The following is a 20512-nucleotide window of genomic DNA, read 5'->3' on the forward strand; positions in this document are numbered from 1 at the left end:
CGAGCAGATACGAGGTTTCTGACCATGCGCTACAGTGCTTTACGAATTCTCCGCGAGGGCCTGACCGGGAACAAGGGCTGGAAACCCGTGTGGCGGGAGCCGGAGCCGAAGGCGGAGTATGACATCGTCATCGTCGGTGGCGGGGGGCATGGCCTTGCCACGGCCTATTACCTTGCCAAGGAATTCGGGCATCGCAACATTGCGGTTCTTGAAAAGGGCTGGCTGGGATCGGGGAATATCGGGCGGAACACGACGATCATTCGCTCGAACTACATGCTGCCGGGGAACGAGCCGTTCTACGAGATGTCGCTGAAGCTGTGGGAAGGGTTGGAGCAGGACTTCAACTATAATGCCATGGTCAGTCAGCGGTCGATCCTGAACCTGTATCATTCGGATGCGCAGCGGGATGCCTTTGTGCGGCGGGCCAATGCGATGATGCTGGCCGGGGCCGATGCCGAGATTGCCGATGCCGAACAGTTGCGGGCCGAGCTGCCATTCCTGGATTTCGACAATGCGCGGTTTCCGATCAAGGGGGGGCTTTTTCAGCGGCGCGGCGGGACGGTGCGGCATGACGCGGTGGCCTGGGGCTATGCCCGTGGCGCGGATTCTCGCGGTGTGGATATTATCCAGAACTGCGAGGTCACCGGGTTCGACATCGAGAACGGGCGCTGTAGCGGCGTGCAAACCTCGCGCGGGGCGATCCGGGCAAAGAAGGTGGCGGTTTGCGTGGCCGGGTCTTCGGGCCGGGTGATGGAGAAGGCGGGGATGCGCCTGCCGATCGAGTCCCACGTGTTGCAGGCCTTTGTCACCGAGGGGCTGAAGCCGGTGATCCCCGGGGTCATCACCTTTGGCGCGGGGCATTTTTATGTCAGCCAGTCGGACAAGGGCGGGTTGGTCTTTGGGGGCGATTTGGACGGCTACAATTCCTATGCGCACCGCGGCAACCTGCCGGTGGTCGAGGACGTGGCCGAAGGTGGTATGGCGATCATGCCGATGATCGGGCGGGCAAGGTTGCTGCGGTCCTGGGGCGGGATCATGGATATGTCGATGGACGGCTCGCCCTTCATCGACAAGACCCATGTCGAGGGCCTCTATTTCAATGGCGGCTGGTGTTACGGCGGGTTCAAGGCGACCCCGGCGAGCGGGTTCTGTTATGCGCATCTGCTGGCCAAGGATGAGCCGCATCCGGTGGCCGCGCAGATGCGGCTGGATCGGTTCATGAGTGGCAACCTGATCGACGAAAAAGGCATGGGCAACCAGCCCAACCTGCATTGAGGAAGGCCAGAGCATGATTATCAACCATCCCCTTCTTGGCCCGCGCGACGCCGCCGAGTTCGTGTATCTGGGAGATGCGAGCCTGATCGACCGGCCCGATTGGCAGGCCGAGGATGCCGCGCAAGCGTTTCACGCCTATGGCTATTTGCGGGACAACCCGGCGGGGGCGCATCGGGAGCTTTGGTATCACGAACAGGGGGACCGTTCGTGGCTGGTGGTGACGCGGGACACCACGACGCATGAGATTACACAGGTGGAACTGGCCCGGGATGTGGCCCGGGCGCGGGGGCGTGACAGATGAGCCAGGATTATCGGATTGATGGTGGCCAGGTGGACCGGTGCCGAGAGGTTTCCTTCCGGTTCAACGGGAGGGCGATGCAGGGGTATGCGGGGGATACGCTGGCCTCGGCCTTGTTGGCGAATGGGCAGCGGTTGGTGGGCCGGTCGTTCAAGTATCACCGCCCGCGCGGGGTGTTTACCGCAGGGAGTGAAGAGCCCAATGCCTTGGTTCAGCTGCGCAGCGGGGCGCATCAGGAGCCGAATACACGGGCGACCACGGTGGAGCTGTTCGACGGCTTGAGTGCGACCAGTCAGAATCACCGCGGGCCTTTGGAATGGGATGTGATGGCGGTGACCGACCTGATGTCGTCCTTCCTGAGTGCGGGGTTCTATTACAAGACATTCATGTGGCCGCGCGCCTTTTGGGAGAAGCTTTATGAGCCGGTGATCCGGTCCTCGGCGGGCTTGGGCCGGTTGTCGATGCTGGAGGACCCCGACCAGTACGACAAGGGGTTTTTGCATTGTGATCTGTTGGTCATCGGGGCCGGGCCATCGGGGTTGATGGCCGCGTTGGTTGCGGCGCGCAGCGGTGCGCGGGTGATCCTGGCCGATGAGGATTTCGCGCCCGGTGGCCGGCTCAATGCGGAAACGCTGGAACTGGGCGGTATGGCCGGGGCCGATTGGGCGGCGCAGGTGGTGGCGGAAATGGCGGATATGCCAAATGTCCGGGTGATGCCGCGCACCACGGTTTATGGCGCTTATGATCACGGAACCTATGGCGCCTTGGAGCGCTGCACCGATCATTTGGCCGAGAGCGGCGGCAAGCCCCGGCAGATCCTGTGGCGGATTTATTCCAAGCGGGCGGTGTTGGCGGCGGGGGCGACCGAGCGGCCGATTGCCTTTGGCAACAACGACCGGCCCGGTGTGATGATGGCGGGCGCGGTGCGCGCCTATGTGAACCGCTTTGGCGTAACGCCGGGGCGGCAGGTGGCGGTGTTCACCAATAACGACGATGGCTGGCGCACGGCCAAGGATTTGGCCGGGAAGGGCGTTGAGGTGGTCGCGGTGATCGACAGCCGCGACAAACCGGCGGTGTGCGATGTGCCCGGTGCGCGGCATGTGCGGGGCGCCGCGGTGATGGATACCGTGGGCCGCAAAGGGGTTAAGGCCATTACCCTGACCGATGGGCAGGTGATCCCGGTGGATTGTCTGGCGGTGTCGGGCGGGTGGAACCCGAATGTGCATCTGACTTGTCACCAGAGGGGGCGCCCCGAATGGCGCGATGATTTGCAGGCTTTCGTGCCCGGTGGCGCGCTGCCGCCCGGCATGGCCGTGGCGGGGGCCGCGAACGGGCAAATGACGCTGGCCGCGGCTTTGGCCGAGGGGCAGGCGCAGGCCGCGGCGCAATTGGAAGGCTTGAGCCATACGGTTGCGAATGTTGACCTACCCAAGGCCGAGGATGAGCCGCGCGAGGCGGCGGCGTTCTGGCATGTGAAAGAAAGCAAGAAGCGCGCCTGGGTGGATCAGCAGAACGACGTGACCGTGAAGGACGTGAAGCTGGCCAACCGTGAGGGGTTCCGCTCGGTCGAGTTGTTGAAGCGCTACACGACGCTGGGCATGGCGACGGATCAGGGCAAGACCTCGAACATCGCGGGCTTGGCGATTTTGGCCGAGGAAGCGGGCAAGACCATCCCCGAGGTGGGCACGACGATTTTCCGCCCGCCCTATACGCCGGTGCCGATGGGCGCGCTGGGCGGTCGGGCGCGGGGCAAGGAGTTCCGCCCCTATCGCCTGACGCCAAGCCACAAATGGGCCGAGGAAAACGGCGCGACATTTGTCGAGGTCGGCAATTGGCTTCGGGCGCAGTGGTTCGCGCGCAAGGGCGAAATGGGCTGGCGCGACTCGGTTGATCGAGAGGTCGAGATGACCCGCAGTTCGGTGGGTATTTGCGATGTGACCACGCTGGGCAAGATCGACATTCAGGGGCGCGATGCCGCCGAATTCCTGAACAAGGTCTATGCCAATGGCTTTGCCAAGCTGCCGGTGGGCAAGGTGCGTTATGGCCTGATGCTGCGCGAGGATGGGATTGCCTATGACGACGGCACCACCGCGCGGATGAGCGAGAACCATTTCGTGATGACCACGACCACGGCCAATGCCGTGGTGGTCTTCCGCCGGTTGGAATTTGCGCGGCAATGCCTGTGGCCGAATATGGATGTGCATCTGATTTCCACCACCGATGGCTGGGCGCAGTTTGCCGTGGCGGGCCCCAATGCGCGGAAACTGTTGCAAAAGGTTGTCGACACAGAGCACGACCTGTCGAACGAGGGGTTCCCCTTCATGGCCTGTGGCGAGGTGACGGTCTGTGGCGGGATGCCCGCGCGGTTGTTCCGTATCTCGTTCTCGGGCGAGTTGGCGTATGAAATCGCGGTGCCTGCGCGCTATGGCAACTCCATGATGGATGTGCTGATGGAGGCGGGGCAAGAATTCAATGCGGTGCCGTATGGTACGGAGGCCCTTGGCGTCATGCGGATCGAAAAAGGCCACGCGGCGGGCAATGAGCTGAACGGGCAAACCACGGCGCATAACCTTGGCATGGGCCGGATGGTCAGCCAGAAGAAGGAATGCATCGGCAATGTCTTGAGCCAGCGGCCCGAGATGATCCGTGAGGATGCGGTCAAGCTGATGGGGTTCAAGCCGGTGAACCCGGCAGAGCCTTTGACCGCCGGGGCGCATTTCATCAATCGCAATGCGGTGGCGAACATGGACAACGATCAGGGGTGGATGAGTTCGGTGGCCTATTCGCCGAGCCTTGGGCATTCCATCGGGCTTGGTTTCATCAAGAGCGGCGATGCCCGCAAGGGCGAGATCGTGCGTGCGGTCAGCCCGGTGCATGGCCGCGACGTTCTTGTCGAGATCGTTTCGGCCCATTTCATCGACCCGGAAGGAGAGCGTCTGCGTGCCTGAGTTCAGCTTGATATCGGCCCCGCCGCTGGCGGGATATGACGAAACCGTCGGGGACATCCGGCTTCGGGCGCCCGAGGGGGTGGCGATTGTCTCAATCGCTTTGCCGTTGGGCGGCGAAGCGGCGGCGGAAAAGGCGGTGAAGGCTGCCTATGGTGTGGCCTTGCCCGATGTGGGGCAATCGGTTGTGGCCAAGGGGGCGCGCGTGGTGCGTCTGGGTGTCGATCAGGCTTTCGTGATTTTCGACCATACGGACCCGAATGCCGAGGCGGTCGTTGCCGGGAAACTGAACGGCGCGGCCTATACCACCGACCAGACCGATGTCTGGGTGGCCCTTGAGATCAGCGGCGCGCGCTGCCGTGACGCCTTGGAGCGGATTTGCCCGTTGGACCTGCACCCCGGGGCCTTTCCCGTGGATCGTGCGGCGCGCACGGTGATGGAGCACTTGGGCGTCTTGATCATCCGCACGGGCGAGGACGCCTATTTGCTGTTGTCGGCCTCGTCTTCGGCCGGGTCGTTCCAGCACGCGCTGCATCAGTCGATGATAAACGTGAGTTAACCGGCGCGGGTGTGCCGCCTGTCAGCTAAGGGAGTTTCACCATGTACCTGGAAAACCTCGAGACAGACCGGCCCGCATTGCCCGGCTTGGCGCAGGCCAAGCGGAGCCTTTCGGCGGAGTTCCTGTTTGTCAGTCAGGAGGCCAGCGTTGGATTTGCGGCGGAGGCCTGTATCGAGGTGCTGCGGGCGGCCAACCGCCTGACTGGCCGCGAGACCTATGGCTGGCGCCATTTGTGCGGAGAAGACGGACTTGATGCCTTGGACGGTCCGCTGTGCGACCCCGGTCAGGTGCTGGTTTTGATTGGTGGGATGGACCGCGTGTGGCGGCCCGATGCGGCGCGGTTGAAGGTGCTGCGCGGGGCCATTCGAAATGCGGCGCGGGTTTGTGTTGTGGGCGCGGCCGTTTTCGTGCCGCTGGAGGCAGGGGTTGTGGGGGCCAAGCGATTGGCGGTTCACCCGAACTTTCGCCATGGTGTTGAAGAGCTGTGCGGGGGGCTGGAACTGGAGCAGGCGGCGACCTGTCATCACAAGGCCCTGTCGAGCGCTATCAGCCCGGCAGCGGCGATGCGCATGATGGTGGAATTGGTCGGCGCGCGCGACGGGGAATTCACCCGCGCGGCCCTGTCGCGGTATCTGGGCCTGAGTGAGCCGGAGGGCGATACCGGCGCGGGGGAGCATTGGCGGTACAAGCGGATGGCGCAGGGCGACGAGGTGATCGGCGAGGCCCTGCAAATCATGCAGGAGCACCTGGAGGATACCCTGACCGTGGGGCAGATTGCCGATCTGCTGGAGGTTTCGCCCCGAAAGCTGGAGCGCGGCTTTCGCGAGTTGCTGAAGCAATCGCCGTTGAGGGTTTACCGCGATATGCGGCTGGAGCGGGTGTACCGCCTGTTGGAGCAAACGGCGATGCCCTTGGGCGAGGTCTCGGTCGCTTGCGGGTTTTCCAACGTCACGCTGATGAAGAGATGGTTCCAGCACAAGTATGGTGTGCGCCCCGAGGCGGTGCGCCGTCATGCCTTTGGCGGGAGCTGTGCCGCCTAGGGCGGCGTGACGGGGCGGTTTTTCCGTTCGAGCTGACGTTCGAGTTGCCGTTCGCGGAAGAACACGTAGAGGCCCGAGGCGACGATGAGGGCGATGCCCGCAAAGCTGAGCGTGTTGGGCAGGTCGTTGAAAATCCAGTAGCCGAGTGCGGTGGCGGCGACGATCTCAAGGTATTGCAGCGGCGCCAGAAGCGAGGCGGGCGCGAGCGAGAGCGCGAAGCTGATGCAGACGTGGCTGAGCGTGGCGATGATGCCGAGGCCGCAGAGGAACCAGATGTCGCGCGCCTCTGGCCAGCTTGGATCGAGGGGGCCTATGCCTGACCCGTCGGCCATGGCGAGGATCGGCAGGGCAAGGACAAGCGCGGCGGCGCCGGTGTAGACCTGTAGGGTGATCGGGTGCATCCGGGTGGCCATGCGGCGTGTCAGGATCATGTAGAAGGCAAAGCAAAGTGCCGTGACCAGCGGCAGGAAGGCCACTGGCCCGACTTTCTGAAAGCTGGGCTGGATGATGAGGAGGGCGCCCGCGAAGCCCACGGCGCAGGCGATATAGCGACGCGGGCCGAGGGGTTCGCCAAGGAGAAGCCCGCCCAGCAGGGTCAGGATGAAAGGCTCGACAAAGAAGATCGCGATGGCATCGGCGATGGGCATGAAACGCAGGGCGGTGAAGAAGCAGGCGGTGGCGACAAGCAGGAGAACGCCGCGCACGAGGTGCAGGGCGATTTCACCCGTGCGGGGGCGGTGCAGCCAGCCGAACAGGGCGGCCAGTGGGAGAAGGAGCGCCACCTGAAAGACAAAGCGGGTGGCGGCGACCTGACCGATGGCGATGTCACTGCTGGTCAGCTTGGCAAAGCTGTCTTGCAGCGGGGCCAGCACGCAAAACCCCACCATGAGCAGGATCCCAAGCGAGGTGGTGGCGGTGTTTTGCGACATGGATTTGGGCCTTCAGTTGGAACTCGGCCCACGTTCACCAAAAGCGGCGGATTGTCAAAGGGGGACGGGGCAAGGCATGACCTGGCATCCTGACCTTAACCAGTTATTAATTACGCCCCGGTATCTGGATTAACCATGACGGTTGTCAGCCATCCCTTGCCCGGCACCATAGTCAGAGTCGACTTGAACCAGGGCTTCAAACCACCTGAAATGGTGAAGCGCCGCCCGGCAGTCGTGTTGTCCCCGCCAATCAAGGGACGACAGCAGCTTTGTACCGTGGTTCCATTGAGCACCACGCCGCCATGGACGGTCATGGCGCACCATATGGAGATTTCCTTCGATCCGCCGCTTCCTTCTCCCTATGCCGCTTCTACTGCGTGGTTGAAGGGGGATATCGTTCTGACCGTCGCCTTTCATCGGTTGCGCCTGCTTTTCGACCGCAAGCAGGCAGGGCAGAGGGTTTATGATGTCAGGGTTCTGCCGCCGGATGTTTTCGAGCGGGTCAGGGGCTGTGTCAGGGCCGGGATCGGTTTGTGAATTGATTGTTAGGTTTTGTTTGCCTATATTTTTCATGTCGCCGGTAGCACCGGCATTTAAGTCCACCGCACGGTGGCCTCTGTGGTCTGGTGATAGCAAGCCTTCCGCAGCGACTTCAGGCCCCGCTTCGGCGGGGCCTTGCTATGTTCTGGGATTGGTAAGGTTGTGCTTTTCCCGGCCCGGTCAACAATTCGGCACGTTCACCGCAAGCCCGCCGAGCGAGGTTTCCTTGTATTTCTCGCTCATGTCCGCGCCGGTCTGGCGCATGGTCTCGATACAGGCATCCAGCGGGACAAGGTGGGTGCCGTCGCCGCGCAGCGCCAGCGAGGCGGCGGAGACCGCCTTGATCGCGCCCAAGCCGTTGCGTTCGATGCAGGGCACCTGCACCAGCCCTTTGACCGGGTCGCAGGTCATGCCCAAGTGATGCTCAAGCGCGATTTCGGCGGCGTTTTCGATTTGCGCGGGCGTGCCGCCCAGCACGGCGGCCAAGCCCGCTGCGCCCATCGCCGAGGCGCTGCCGACTTCGGCCTGACAGCCCGCTTCGGCGCCCGAGATCGAGGCGTTGTATTTCACCAGCCCGCCGATGGCAGAGGCCGTCAGGAGGAAATCCTCGATCTGGGCCTCGGACGCGCCCGGCACGTGTTCCAGCCAGTACTTGATCACCGCCGGCACCACGCCCGCCGCTCCGTTGGTGGGGGCGGTCACGACCTGTCCGCCGGCGGCGTTTTCCTCGTTCACCGCCATGGCGTAGAGGCTGATCCAGTCGTTGATCTTGTGCGGCGCTTGCAGGTTGGTGCCGCGTTCGGCCAAGAGGGCATCGCGGATGCCTTTGGCGCGGCGGCGCACCATGAGGCCGCCGGGCAATTCGCCCTCGGTGTGCATGCCGCGCTCGATGCAGCCATCCATCACCTCCCAGATGCGCGCCACGCCCGAGCGCAGGTTTTCCGGCCCGCCGCGGGAATGTTCGTTGGCCTTTTTCATCTGGGCGATGGACTTGCCGGAGGTTTCGGCCATCTCCAGCATCTCGACCGCGGATTTGAAGGGGTAGGGCACCGGATCGCCCTCGTCGGTGTTGCGGCCTTGGGCCAGTTCGCCTTCGGTCATCACGAAGCCGCCGCCGATGGAGTAATAGGTTTCCTGCAGGATCACGTCGCCCTGTGCGTCGGTGGCCATCAGGATCATGCCGTTGGCGTGGCCCGGCAGGTTGGGGCCGAAATCGAAGGTCAGGTCATCCTTGGGGTGAAACTGCAATTCCGGCAGGCCGGAGGGGCGGACGGTGTGGGTTTCGCGGATCTGGGCCAGCGTTTCCTCGGCCTTGTCGTGGTCGTAGGTGTCGGGCAGGAAGCCCGCGAGGCCAAGGATGGTGGCGCGGTCGGTGGCGTGGCCGACGCCGGTAAAGGCCAGCGACCCGTGCAGGGAGCCGCGCAACCCGTGCGCCTCGAAGGGGGCGGCGCGCATCTTGTCGAGGAAACGCGCGGCGGCGACCATGGGGCCCATGGTGTGCGAAGACGACGGGCCGATGCCCACTTTGAACATCTCGAAGACAGACAGAAACATCAGGTCGCGCTCCCTTCCGGTGGGGTGGCAAGTTGCGGGTCGGTAAAGGGCCGTGGCCCCAGCCCTTCGGCCCTTATGGCGGCAATGGCCGCTTTCGATTGGTCCAATCGCGTCGCCATGGCGTGCAACTGCGGCCAATCGGAGAGGGTGAACCACCCCGCGCCGCCGTGGGGCCGTGGATAGAGGGCCATCCAGCGCAGCAGGCAGGCAAGGTAGAGGTCCAGGGCCGAGAGGGCCTGTGCACAGAACCAAGGATGGGTCTTTGCGGCCTCGGTTTCAAGCATGTCGAGGTAGCGCGGCAGGGTGTCTTGTACGTGGCGGCGCAGGGTGGCCTGTGCTGTCGCATCCGTGCCGATGTATTGATCGGGGTAGAAGGTGATGCGCAGCGCGGGGTGCAGGGTGTTCGACAGGAAGAACAGCCATGACAGGAAACGCGCGCGATGCGGGCTGTCGTCGGCCGGGGCCAGCGCCCCGTGCCGGTCGGCCAGCCAAAGCAGGATCGCGGCGGTTTCGAACATCGGGCCATCGGGGGTTTCCAGTGCCGGAATCAACCCGTTGGGATTGAGGGCACGATAGGCGGGCGATTTTTGCGCCTGTGCCGCGCGGTTCACCAGTGCCGTGTCATAGGGCAGGCCGAGAGTGTCCAGCGCCAGCCGGATCACCAGCGAGGCGTTGTCAGGGGCATAGTGCAGGATGTAGCGCGCTTCCATGCGGGCGACCCTATCGCCTGTTGCGGGCAATTCCAGCCGGAAAGCGACGATGCCGCGGACGGAAACGGGCAATTGGCGGGTTTTGCCCCCTCGCACCCGGCGGGCAACTTGCTTATAAGCACATCAAACATCTGGGGAGTCGTTGCCATGTCCGGAGATTTGTCGCCTATCGACAAGGCCAAGTTCGTCGCCGCCAAACGGTCGGTCGATTACGTTGAAGACGGAATGCGCGTGGGTCTTGGGACCGGCAGCACCGCCGCGTGGATGGTGCGTTGCCTTGGTGAGTTGGTCCGCGAGGAAGGCTTGAAAATCAAGGGCGTGCCCACCTCCACCCGCACCGCCGAATTGGCCCGTGAGGTCGGGATCGAGGTTGTTAGCCTCGACGAGGCGCGGTGGCTGGATGTGACCATCGACGGCGCCGATGAGTTCGACGGCAACCTGAACCTGATCAAGGGCGGCGGTGGCGCGCTTTTGCAGGAAAAGATCGTGGCCACGGCAAGCGACCAGATGATCGTGATTGCCGATGTCGGCAAGGAGGTCGAGACACTGGGCAATTTCCCGTTGCCGGTGGAGGTGATCCCCTTTGGCTGGCAAACCACCAAGTCGCTGATCGAGGAAATGCTTGTTTCCATGGATGTATTGGGCCGCGATGCGACCCTGCGGATGAATGGTGAGCGGCCCTTCGTGACCGACGAGGGCAATTACATCCTCGATCTGCATCTGGGCCGGATCGGCAATGCCAACCAGATGGCGATGGTGCTCAACCAGATGCCGGGCGTGGTTGAAAACGGGCTGTTCATTGATATCTGCGACGTGGTGATCCTTGGTTATGGTGACGGACGGGTAGAGACCCGCGACATCAACGAGGGCACGGTGCAGGAAGATCGGCTGGATTTCGTGGAAAGCGATAACCTGTTTACCGATCTTGGGGATTGAGGCCGAATTCAAAGGGGCAGGCATGGCGTTCGACTACGACCTTTTCGTGATTGGTGGCGGCTCGGGCGGGGTGCGGGCCGCGCGGGTGGCCGCGCAAGGCGGGGCCAAGGTGGCCCTCGCCGAGGAAGACAAATACGGCGGCACCTGTGTGCAGCGGGGCTGTGTGCCCAAGAAGCTGATGGTTTTTGCCAGCGAGTTTCCCGGCGCGATTGACGATGCGCAGGAATACGGCTGGACCGTGCATGCCGGCGGCTTCGACTGGGCCGGATTCCGGGGCAAGCTCGAGGCGGAACTGGCGCGTCTGGAAGGCGTTTATCGCAACATCCTGGGCAATGCCGGGGTCGAGAGTTACGACGCGCGCGCCGTGGTGGCCAATGCGCATACCGTGGAGCTTTCGACGGGCGAACGGTTTACCGCCAAGCATATTCTTGTCGCCACGGGCGGCTGGCCGGTGAAGCCCGAGTTGCCCGGGGCGGACCATGCGATCACCAGCAACGAGATTTTCCATCTGGAGACCCTGCCCACCTCGATCCTGATCGTTGGCGGCGGCTATATTGCCTGTGAGTTCGCGGGCATCCTGAACGGTCTGGGTGTCGAGGTGACGCAGTATTACCGCGGTGCGCAAATCCTGCGTGGCTTCGATGAAGAGGCTCGGGGGTTGATCTCGGAAGAGATGATCCAGAATGGCGTGGACCTGCATCTTGGGACCAACATCATCGAGATGACCGAAGTCGAGGGCGGTTTCCGCGTGAAATCGACCAACGGGGATGAGCGGGTGTTCGAACAGGTGATGTTCGCCACGGGCCGCTCACCCAATACCGAGGGGCTTGGCCTTGAGGAGGCCGGTGTGAAACTGGGCCGCAAGGGCGAGGTCATGGTGGATGAATACAGCCAGACCAGCGTTCCGTCGATCTATGCCATCGGTGATGTCACCGACCGGGTGAACCTGACCCCGGTGGCGATCCGCGAGGGCATGGCCTTTGTCGAGACGGTGTTCAACGGCAACCCGACGCCGGTGGATCACGCCCTGATCCCCACCGCGATTTTCACGCAGCCCGAGATGGGCACCGTGGGCCTGAGCGAGGAAGAGGCGCGCGAACAGGAGGAAATCGAGGTGTATGCGACATCGTTCCGACCGATGCAGACCTCATTCGTGGGGCGGCCTGACCGGGTGTTGATGAAGCTGATCGTCAGCAAGGCCAGCCGCAAGGTTCTGGGCTGTCATATCGTCGCGCCCGGCGCGGGCGAGATGATTCAACTGGCGGGGATCGCGGTCAAGATGGGCGCCACGAAAGAGGACTTTGACCGTACCGTGGCGGTGCATCCCACCATGTCGGAAGAAATCGTCACCATGCGGGAGCCTGCACGCACCGCTTGATTTTTTGCCTGTGCTGCACAGGTTATGGATAGCGTCCGTTTGAGACGGCACAACAAGGGAAGAGTTTATATGGCTGGACAGTCTGGCGGCCCATGGGGCGGCGGCGGAAATTCAGGCGGCGGCGGGGATGATGGCCGCCGCGGCAATAACGGAGGGGGCGGGCGACGCCCCAACGACGGCCCGCCGCAGATGCCCGAGATCGACGAGCTTGTAAAAAAAGGTCAGGACCAGTTGCGCGTGCTCATGGGTGGGCGCGGCGGCGGTGGCGGCCGTGGCGGTGAAGGCGGCGGAGGCCCGTCGTTTGGGCGTGGCAGCATACTTCTGGGTGTTTTGATTGCTGTCGTCTTGTGGGCCGCGGCCAGCTTTTACACCGTGAAGCCCGAAGAGCAGTCGGTCGAGCTGCTGCTTGGTAAGGAATACGCAACCGGCAATCCGGGTCTGAACTTTGCGCCTTGGCCGTTCGTGACTTATGACGTGATCAACGTCACATCGGAACGCACCGAGGATATCGGCATCAGCCGTGGAGGCGATGGCCTGATGCTGACCACTGATGCGAATATCGTCGATATCGACTTTCAGGTGGTTTGGAACATCAACGATCCCTCCAAGCTTCTTTTCAACATCCGCGATCCGCAGCTGACGGTGCAGGCCGTGTCCGAATCGGTCATGCGTGAGATCATCGCGGCGACCAACCTTGCGCCGATCCTGAACCGGGATCGGGGGATCATCGCCGATACCGCGCGGGAAAATATCCAGGCGACGCTGGACGACTATGAAAGCGGCATCAATATCGTACGGGTGAACCTTGATACCGCCGACCCGCCGCGCGAGGTGATCGACGCCTTCCGCGAGGTGCAGGCCGCCGAACAGGAACGTGACCGTCTGCAACGTCAGGCCGATGCCTATGCCAACCGCGTTCTGGCCGAGGCCCGCGGTGAAGCTGCACAGGTGATCGAGGATTCCGAGGCGTATCGCGCCCGCGTGGTCAACGAAGCCATCGGTGAAGCCAGCCGCTTCGTGGCGGTGGCGCAGGAATTCAACCGCGCCCCCGAAGTCACGCAGCGCCGTCTGTACCTTGAAACGATCGAGCGGACGCTTGGCCAGCTTGACAAGGTGCTGATCGATGAAACCAGCGGCGCCACCCAAGGTGGTCAGGGCGTTGTGCCCTACCTGCCGCTCAATGAACTGCGCCGCGGTGGCGGTGCGTCCTCCAACACCAGCAACGGGGGCTCGAACTGATGCGTAAATCCGCACTTCTCTTGCCGGTCGCGGTGGTCGCCGTCATCGGCCTGCTGTCGTCGATCTTCATCGTGGATGAGCGCGAAAAGGCGCTTGTCCTGCAATTCGGCCAGATCCGTCAGGTGGTCGAGGAACCGGGCCTTGGGTTCAAGATCCCGGTCATTCAGGAGGTCGTGAAATACGACGATCGTATCCTGTCGTTCGACACGGACACGATCGAGGTCACGCCGTCGGATGATCGCCGCCTCGTGGTGGACGCTTTCGCGCGGTATCGCATCTCGGATGTGGTGCAGTTCCGTCAGGCCGTGGGCGTCGGTGGTATCCGTGCCGCAGAAGATCGCCTTTCGTCGATCCTGAACGCGCAGATCCGCGAGGTTTTGGGTGAGAACGAGGTCACGTCGGACACGATCCTGTCGCCGCAACGGGGCGATCTGGCCCGCCGTATTCGTGCCAATGCCCGCGACAGTGCGGAAAGCCTTGGGTTGGCCATCGTGGACGTGCGGTTGAAGCAGACCAACCTGCCGCAGCAGAACCTTGACGCCACCTTTGCCCGGATGCGCGCCGAGCGTGAACGCGAGGCGGCGGATGAGATCGCTCGTGGTAACGAGGCCGCGCAGCGTGTGCGCGCCGCCGCCGACCGGACGGTTGTCGAGACCGTATCCAAGGCGGAACGCGAGGCCGAGATCACCCGGGGTGAGGCGGATGCCGAACGGAACCGGATTTATGCCGAAGCCTTCGGGAACAACCCCGAGTTCTTCGCCTTCTACCGGTCCCTGACGGCGCTGGAACGGTCCCTGCAAGGACAGAACTCGACTCTCGTCTTCTCGCCGGACAGCGAGTTCCTGGCCGAATTGTTCAGCTCGATCCGCGCGGATGGCCTGCGGGAAGTAGCGATTGACGATATCGACATCGACCGCCTGCGTGAAATGGCGCCCGATCTTGAAATCTCGCCTGACCTTCCGGAACTGGAACGCCAGCGACTTGAAGAAGAAGGCGCCGCCGAGGAGGCCGGACAAGATCAGGGCACAGGGACCGAGGCGACCAATTGATCGAGACGGCGCTTCTGGCCCTTGGGCTGGTATTGATCGTGGAGGGGCTGGTCTATGCGCTGGCCCCTTCGATCATTGAGCAACTGCTTGTGGCCTTGCAGGCCCTGAGCGAGGACCAGCGCCGGTTTTTCGGCTTGGCCTGTCTGGCGATTGGAACCGTGATGGTCTGGGCCGCCAAGACACTGGGCGCTTGATTAACGGGTCACAAGCGGTTCACATGCACGTGACACCATGTTGCGTTGTTTTGCGATCCGAGATGGCGACCTTACATGCCATACATGGATCGCTCGGGGGCTGGAGACCCGGCGACATATTCGGACACAGGCAAGGAGATCCAAGGTGACAGCCAAATCCGTAGCACTCAACCAAGACAGGTCCGGGATCATGCGGGCGTTTTACCTGACGGTTCTGACCGCGATGCTTATCGTGGCGCAGGCCATGGTGGCGCAGGCCCGGGAAAGCTTTTCCGATCTGGCCGACAAGGTCAGTCCGGCAGTGGTGAATATCACCACATCAACCGTGGTGGCGCAGGGGGCGGGCCCCTCGCCCATCGTGCCCGAGGGGTCGCCCTTCGAAGATTTTTTCCGCGAATTCCGTGACCGCAGTGGTCAGGGGGACCGTCCGCGCCGGACCTCGGCGCTGGGCTCGGGCTTCGTGATCAGCGAGGACGGTTACGTGGTGACCAACAACCACGTTATCGAATCCGCCGATGAAATCATCATCGAGTTTTTCTCGGGTAAGGAGTTGGAGGCCGAGGTTGTCGGCACTGACCCCAAGACCGACATTGCGCTTTTGAAGGTCGAGGCCGAGGAGCCGCTGCCCTATGTCAGCTTTGGCGACAGCGATACCGCCCGCGTAGGCGATTGGGTGATGGCCATGGGCAACCCGCTGGGACAAGGATTCTCGGTGTCTGCCGGGATCGTTTCGGCCCGTAACCGGGCCCTGAGCGGCACCTATGACGACTATATACAGACCGACGCGGCGATTAACCGGGGCAACTCGGGTGGGCCGCTGTTCAATATGGACGCGCAGGTGATCGGCGTGAACACGGCGATCCTGTCGCCGACTGGTGGCTCGATCGGGATCGGGTTCTCGATGGCCTCGAACGTGGTGACCCGTGTGGTCGACCAGCTCAAGGAATACGGCGAAACGCGCCGTGGTTGGCTTGGTGTGCGCATTCAGGACGTGACCGATGACGTGGCCGAGGCCATGGGCCTTGAAGAGGTGCGCGGCGCGCTTGTCACGGACGTTCCCGAAGGTCCCGCCGCCGAGGCCGGTATGGAATCGGGTGACGTGATCCTGTCTTTTGACGGCCAGAAGGTGGACGACACCCGGGGCCTTGTGCGCCAGGTGGGCAACACGCAAGTCGGCAAGACCGTCCGCGTGGTGGTGTTCCGTGAAGGCAAGACCCAAACCCTCAAGGTGACGCTTGGCCGCCGTGAGGCCGCCGAAGCCGCCGTGCCCGCCGCACAGCCGGGTGGGGAACCCGAGGCGTCGGAATCGGCACTGCTTGGCATGACCGTCAGCACCCTGACCGAGGAACTGCGTGGTCAGCTTGATCTGGGCGACGAGGCGACGGGCCTTGTGGTCACGGATGTCGATAACCTGTCGGAAGCCTATGAAAAAGGGCTGCGCGCCGGGGATCTGATCACCGAGGCGGGCCAGCAGAAGGTCAACTCGATCGGGGACTTCGAGGATCGCATCGCCGATGCCGAAGACGCCGGCCGCAAATCCATCCTGCTTCTGGTGCGTCGTGCCGGCGAGCCGCGCTTCGTGGCGCTGCCGCTGGATAGCGAAGACTGAGACGCATTTGTGCAATGACCAAAAAGGGCGCCTTTCGGGGCGCCCTTTTTTATGCCGCTGCGCGGAGGTCTGTTGCGTGACCGGGCAATATCGGTTTGAAAGACGGCAAAAGGATCACTGAGGATCGCCCGAGATGACCACATGGATCACCGTTTGTGACACTTGTAAGCGCGAGGATTGGAGCGCCGAAACCCATGCCCGCACCCATGGCGAAGATCTGGCCGAACTGGTGGAACGTGTGGCCGAGGGACGGGACGTAAAGACCCGCCGGGTGTCTTGCCTGATGGGCTGTACGCATGGCTGTAACGTCGCGATTCAGGCAAGTGGCAAGCTGGCCTATACGCTTGGGCGGTTCGAACCGGGCGAAGAGGCCGCGCAGGCCATCGTGGACTATGCCGAGATGCACGCCCAAAGCGACACGGGCCGGGTGCCGTTCCGCGAATGGCCGCAGGGGGTAAAGGGGCATTTCGTGACCCGCCACCCGCCGCTGCCGGATGCCGAGGGCTGAGGCGGTGCGGGTGCCGCGCGATCATGGCGGGGGGCTGGATGCCGCCGTGGCCGACTATGGCGGGGGGCGCGAAGACTGGATTGACCTGTCGACGGGTATCAACCCGGTGCCGTATCCCGCACCAACGATCCCGCAGGAAGCCTGGACAGCCCTGCCAGACCGTGCCGCGCAGGATGCAGTGTTAGAAGCCGCGCGGCGGCATTGGCATGTGCCGGACGACGCGGCGATCCTGGCCGCGCCCGGGGCGTCGAGCCTGATTGCCAAGATCCCTGCGCTGGCCCCTGCGGGGCGGGTCGATATCCCTGCACCCACGTATAATGAACATGCCGCCGCTTTTGCCGCCCATGGCTGGGAGATGGGCGAGGAAGGGGCCACGGCGCGGGTGATCGTCCATCCCAACAACCCCACGGGCCATTGGTATGCCGAGGAAACCTTTGGTGCCCCGCTGACAGTGGTCGATGAAAGCTTCGCCGATGTCTGGCCGGATCGGACCTGGGTGCACGAGGCCACGCGCCCCGGCGTGGTGGTATTGAAGAGTTTCGGCAAGTTCTGGGGGCTGGCGGGGATGCGCCTTGGCTTTGCCATCGCGACGCCTGATGTGATTGCGCAACTCGCCACGGCACTGGGGCCTTGGGCGGTGTCCGGGCCGGCATTGACGATTGGCGCGGCGGCCTTGGACGATCACGATTGGGCGGTGGACACCCGCGTGCGCCTCAATGAAGATGCCGCGCGGTTGGATGCCTTGATGATCCGCGCCGGGGCGCGGGTCGAAGGCGGGACGTCGCTGTTTCGTTTGTACGAGGTGGACGACGCAAAAACGTGGCAAGAACGCTTGGCGCGACACCATATCTGGAGCCGCGTGTTTCCCTATTCCAAGACATGGCTGCGGCTGGGCCTGCCCGCGCCGGGGCAATGGAGCCGTTTGGAGGCCGCGCTATGACTGCCGCCCTTGTGCTTGCCCTTGCCATGGTGCTTGACGCCCTCGTGGGCGAGCCGCGCGCAATCTGGGATCGGGTGCCGCACCCGGCGGTCTTGATGGGGCGCGTGGTGTGCTGGTGCGACCGGGTGTTGAACGAGGGTGAGGCGCGGCGGCTGAAGGGCGTTCTGGCCATGGTCGCAATGGCTGTGGGCGCGGTTGTCCTCGGGATGGTGCTTGAGGTTTTCGGCCCGCTGGCCGAGGTGATCGTGGTGGCGGTTCTGTTGGCGCAACGCTCGCTTGTCGCCCATGTGCGCGCTGTGGCCAGCGCCCTGCGCTTGTCGGTGGGCGAGGCGCGGCGCAGCGTGGCGATGATCGTGGGCCGTGACACCGCCGCGATGGAGGGCCCCGCCGTGGCCCGTGCGGCGATTGAATCGGCGGCCGAGAACCAAAGCGACGGGGTGATCGCCCCGGCCTTCTGGTTCCTGATCGGCGGGTTGCCGGGGCTTTTGCTTTACAAGATCACCAACACCGCCGATTCCATGATCGGCTACCGCACGCCGCGGCACGAAGAATTCGGTTGGGCCGCGGCGCGGTTCGATGATCTGCTGAACGTCATTCCCGCGCGTCTGACCGCCGGGTTGATCTGGCTGAGCCATGGGCGCTGGCAGGGCTTTGGCGCGGTGCGCGCCGATGCACGCCTGCACAGGTCCCCAAACGCGGGCTGGCCCGAGGCGGCGATGGCGCGGGTCCTTGGCGTGGCGCTGTCGGGGCCGCGTGCCTATGAGGGCCGGATGCGCGAATTTCCCTTCGTCAACGCCATGGGAAAACGGCAGATCGGCGCGCAAGAGATCGAGGCCAGTTGCGGCGCGTTGTGGCGCAGTTGGGGGCTGGCCTTGGGCGTTATTCTGCTGCTTGGCCTGTGTACATAGAGGCAAGGATTCCCTTGCCTTTCTCTTACCCGTCACCTCGCCTAGGGTGGCGGGAACGATGAACAAAACGGGGTATCCCATGCGATTTCTTTCGATGACGGCGGGCCTGATGATGCTGGCAGGTGGGGCCATGGCGCAGACCTGTGGCGGCAATTTCCAGGGCTTCGTGAACGACATGAAGGCCGAGGCTGTCTCGCGCGGGTATGACCGGGGCACGGTGGATCGGTTCTTTGCGCCCGTCCGCCGCGATGCGTCTGTCATCAAGGCCGACCGTCGGCAAGGCGTGTTTCAACTGCCCTTCGTGGATTTCGCCCGGCGTTTGATCAGTTCGGGCCGTCTTAACAAGGGCCGCCAGATGGCCAAGCGGTATGATGCGGTGTTCGACCGGATCGAGGCGAGCTATGGAATTGATCGCGGCGTTCTGCTGGCCTTTTGGGCATTCGAGACGGACTATGGCGCGTTTCAGGGGGATTTCAACACGCTCAATGCGCTGGTGACGCTGTCGCATGATTGCCGCCGCCCCGAGTTGTTCCGCCCACAGGTTTTTGCCGCACTTGAGCTTTTCACCCACGGCGATTTCGACCCCGCCCGCACCACCGGCGCATGGGCCGGGGAGATCGGCATGGTGCAGATGCTGCCCGAGGACATCATCGAAAACGGTGTCGATGGCGATGGAGATGGGCATGTGCGCCTGAAAAGCTCGGCGCCGGATGCCCTGATGTCGGGGGGCAAGATGCTCAGTTCCCTGGGTTGGCGCCCGAATGAGCCTTGGCTGCAGGAGGTCACCGTGCCAGCCGATATGGATTGGTCGCTGACCGGGCTGCGCACCACCAAGCGCGCCTCGGATTGGGCGGCTATGGGGGTGCGCCCCCGGCATGGGCAAATTGCCGGTGGGTTGCCCGCCAACCTGATCGTGCCGCAGGGGCGCGGCGGGCCTGCCTTTCTCGCCTATCCGAATTTCCACGTCTATTTCGAATGGAACCAGAGCTTTACCTATGTTCTGACGGCGGCCTATTTCGCCAACCGCCTTGAAGGCGCGCCGGTGTTCGACGCGGGCAATCCCGCGCCGGGGCTGTCGGGGGCGCAGATGAAGCAGCTTCAGAAGAAGCTGGCGGCGCGCGGTTATGACGTGGGCAAGGTGGATGGCATCCTTGGCGCGGGGACCCGTGCCGCCGTGCAGGACGTGCAAGAAAAGCTGGGCCTGCCCGCCGATGCCTGGCCGACGCGGGGGTTACTCCACCGTCTCTAGTTCCGGTTCATAGGTGAGAAACCGGACCGAGCGATCATGGCCCAGTTTCTCGGCCAGAACCTGATTTCGGGAGTACCACGTATAGCGGGTGTCTTCGCGCGTGGGGGACCAGAAGAGCACGCCCCCCTGCCGCCATGGGTCAAGGATGATGCCGTCGTGCAGGCTGTCGCCTTTGCTGCTGATGATGGCGGTGGAATGTTCCAGCAACAGGTTGTTGTGGTTGGCTACGGCGCGGTGCAAATCGAGCGTCTGGAAGTTTTCCTTGCGCAGGCGAAGCTCGATATCCCGGGCCCAATGCCAGCATAACCCGCGCGGCTTGGTGCCCATGTTGACCTTGGTGTTATGGATCAGCGGCGGATCGGTGATCTGGTATTCCTGCGCCAGTTGGTGGGTGTAGGCGTAGGTGACCCGTGCCGCACGCTGGGCCTCTTCGGGGGCCACCTGCGGGCCGAGTTGGCGAATGGCCTGTGCCAGTTGCGCGACATCCTGCGGCGTGCCCGGGGGCGGGCCGTTGGGGCCGGGGGCATGGGCGCAGGCCACCAAGAGGCCGAGCGCCAGAAATGAGAGGAAACGCAGGGCGCGGGGTGCGATCATGGCGGTTCACCTTGGATATCGTAGTTGCATAACGTGCTAGCCCGCCGTGCCCCGCCTG

General features: G+C 63.5%; 20 protein-coding genes. 16 read left to right on the forward strand and 4 right to left on the reverse strand.

What is annotated here, in order from left to right; all coding sequences use genetic code 11:
• The first annotated feature begins 24 nt into the window (after nt 1–24).
• The 5 genes from FDP25_RS10525 to FDP25_RS10545 are packed head-to-tail and all read left to right on the forward strand — an operon-like array spanning nt 25 to nt 6117.
• Nucleotides 25–1275: a sarcosine oxidase subunit beta family protein gene (locus tag FDP25_RS10525; protein ID WP_154151478.1), complete on the forward strand. Its 1251-nt coding sequence runs from the start codon at nt 25–27 to the stop codon at nt 1273–1275.
• Nucleotides 1276–1288: 13 nt separating this feature from the next.
• The gene (locus FDP25_RS10530; protein WP_154151480.1) at nt 1289–1576 is read left to right on the forward strand and encodes a sarcosine oxidase subunit delta; all 288 of its coding nucleotides are present in this window, start codon (nt 1289–1291) and stop codon (nt 1574–1576) included.
• Nucleotides 1573–4521, forward strand: coding sequence for a sarcosine oxidase subunit alpha family protein (locus FDP25_RS10535; RefSeq protein ID WP_154151482.1), 2949 nt, complete (start codon nt 1573–1575; stop codon nt 4519–4521). The genes FDP25_RS10530 and FDP25_RS10535 overlap by 4 nt, the downstream gene beginning before the upstream one ends.
• Nucleotides 4514–5077: a sarcosine oxidase subunit gamma gene (locus FDP25_RS10540; RefSeq protein ID WP_343032020.1), complete on the forward strand. Its 564-nt coding sequence runs from the start codon at nt 4514–4516 to the stop codon at nt 5075–5077. Before FDP25_RS10535 ends, FDP25_RS10540 begins: the two co-directional genes overlap by 8 nt.
• Nucleotides 5078–5118: 41 nt before the next feature.
• Nucleotides 5119–6117, forward strand: coding sequence for a helix-turn-helix domain-containing protein (locus FDP25_RS10545; protein ID WP_154151486.1), 999 nt, complete (start codon nt 5119–5121; stop codon nt 6115–6117).
• Here FDP25_RS10545 and FDP25_RS10550 read toward each other — a convergent pair.
• Nucleotides 6114–7046: a DMT family transporter gene (locus FDP25_RS10550; RefSeq protein ID WP_246175817.1), complete on the reverse strand. Its 933-nt coding sequence runs from the start codon at nt 7044–7046 to the stop codon at nt 6114–6116. The genes FDP25_RS10545 and FDP25_RS10550 overlap by 4 nt on opposite strands.
• Nucleotides 7047–7256: 210 nt before the next feature.
• On the opposite strand from FDP25_RS10550, the gene FDP25_RS10555 reads away from it, so the two are divergent.
• On the forward strand, nt 7257–7583 hold the full coding sequence (locus FDP25_RS10555; RefSeq protein WP_246175912.1) for a type II toxin-antitoxin system PemK/MazF family toxin: 327 nt from the start codon (nt 7257–7259) through the stop codon (nt 7581–7583).
• A 183-nt stretch (nt 7584–7766) separates the two neighbouring features.
• Here FDP25_RS10555 and FDP25_RS10560 read toward each other — a convergent pair whose 3' ends face one another.
• The gene (locus tag FDP25_RS10560; protein WP_154151490.1) at nt 7767–9140 is read right to left on the reverse strand and encodes an L-serine ammonia-lyase; all 1374 of its coding nucleotides are present in this window, start codon (nt 9138–9140) and stop codon (nt 7767–7769) included.
• Nucleotides 9140–9850, reverse strand: a complete 711-nt coding sequence (locus FDP25_RS10565) for a glutathione S-transferase family protein (protein ID WP_154151492.1) — start codon at nt 9848–9850, stop codon at nt 9140–9142. The genes FDP25_RS10560 and FDP25_RS10565 overlap by 1 nt, the downstream gene beginning before the upstream one ends.
• Nucleotides 9851–9997: 147 nt before the next feature.
• On the opposite strand from FDP25_RS10565, the gene rpiA reads away from it, so the two are divergent.
• The 10 genes from rpiA (at nt 9998) to FDP25_RS10615 (ending at nt 19860) form a co-directional block, all read left to right on the forward strand.
• Entirely contained in the window at nt 9998–10786 is a 789-nt protein-coding gene (gene rpiA, locus FDP25_RS10570) for a ribose-5-phosphate isomerase RpiA (protein WP_154151494.1), read from the forward strand.
• 22 nt (nt 10787–10808) lie between these two features.
• Nucleotides 10809–12164: a glutathione-disulfide reductase gene (gor, locus tag FDP25_RS10575; protein WP_154151496.1), complete on the forward strand. Its 1356-nt coding sequence runs from the start codon at nt 10809–10811 to the stop codon at nt 12162–12164.
• Nucleotides 12165–12233: 69 nt separating this feature from the next.
• Nucleotides 12234–13403, forward strand: a complete 1170-nt coding sequence (gene hflK, locus FDP25_RS10580; protein WP_154151498.1) for an FtsH protease activity modulator HflK — start codon at nt 12234–12236, stop codon at nt 13401–13403.
• On the forward strand, nt 13403–14452 hold the full coding sequence (gene hflC, locus FDP25_RS10585) for a protease modulator HflC (protein WP_154151500.1): 1050 nt from the start codon (nt 13403–13405) through the stop codon (nt 14450–14452). Before hflK ends, hflC begins: the two co-directional genes overlap by 1 nt.
• Entirely contained in the window at nt 14449–14646 is a 198-nt protein-coding gene (locus FDP25_RS10590) for a DUF2065 domain-containing protein (protein WP_154151502.1), read from the forward strand. The genes hflC and FDP25_RS10590 overlap by 4 nt, the downstream gene beginning before the upstream one ends.
• Nucleotides 14647–14836: 190 nt before the next feature.
• Nucleotides 14837–16255, forward strand: a complete 1419-nt coding sequence (locus FDP25_RS10595) for a DegQ family serine endoprotease (RefSeq protein ID WP_172982815.1) — start codon at nt 14837–14839, stop codon at nt 16253–16255.
• Nucleotides 16256–16388: 133 nt separating this feature from the next.
• Nucleotides 16389–16763, forward strand: coding sequence for a DUF1636 family protein (locus FDP25_RS10600; RefSeq protein WP_154151506.1), 375 nt, complete (start codon nt 16389–16391; stop codon nt 16761–16763).
• Entirely contained in the window at nt 16750–17703 is a 954-nt protein-coding gene (gene cobD, locus FDP25_RS10605; RefSeq protein WP_154151508.1) for a threonine-phosphate decarboxylase CobD, read from the forward strand. The genes FDP25_RS10600 and cobD overlap by 14 nt, the downstream gene beginning before the upstream one ends.
• On the forward strand, nt 17700–18611 hold the full coding sequence (gene cbiB / locus FDP25_RS10610; RefSeq protein ID WP_154151510.1) for an adenosylcobinamide-phosphate synthase CbiB: 912 nt from the start codon (nt 17700–17702) through the stop codon (nt 18609–18611). Before cobD ends, cbiB begins: the two co-directional genes overlap by 4 nt.
• Nucleotides 18612–18690: 79 nt before the next feature.
• Complete coding sequence (locus FDP25_RS10615; RefSeq protein WP_154151512.1) at nt 18691–19860, forward strand: lytic murein transglycosylase; 1170 nt, start codon at nt 18691–18693, stop codon at nt 19858–19860.
• On the opposite strand, the gene FDP25_RS10620 is transcribed toward FDP25_RS10615, so the two are convergent.
• Nucleotides 19843–20454 carry a hypothetical protein gene (locus FDP25_RS10620; RefSeq protein WP_246175818.1) on the reverse strand — a complete coding sequence of 204 codons (612 nt, stop codon included), beginning with the start codon at nt 20452–20454 and terminating at the stop codon, nt 19843–19845. The two genes, FDP25_RS10615 and FDP25_RS10620, sit on opposite strands and share 18 nt — an antisense overlap.
• Nucleotides 20455–20512 lie beyond the last annotated feature (58 nt).

It is taken from the genome of Roseovarius bejariae (assembly GCF_009669325.1).
Lineage (GTDB): Bacteria > Pseudomonadota > Alphaproteobacteria > Rhodobacterales > Rhodobacteraceae > Roseovarius > Roseovarius bejariae.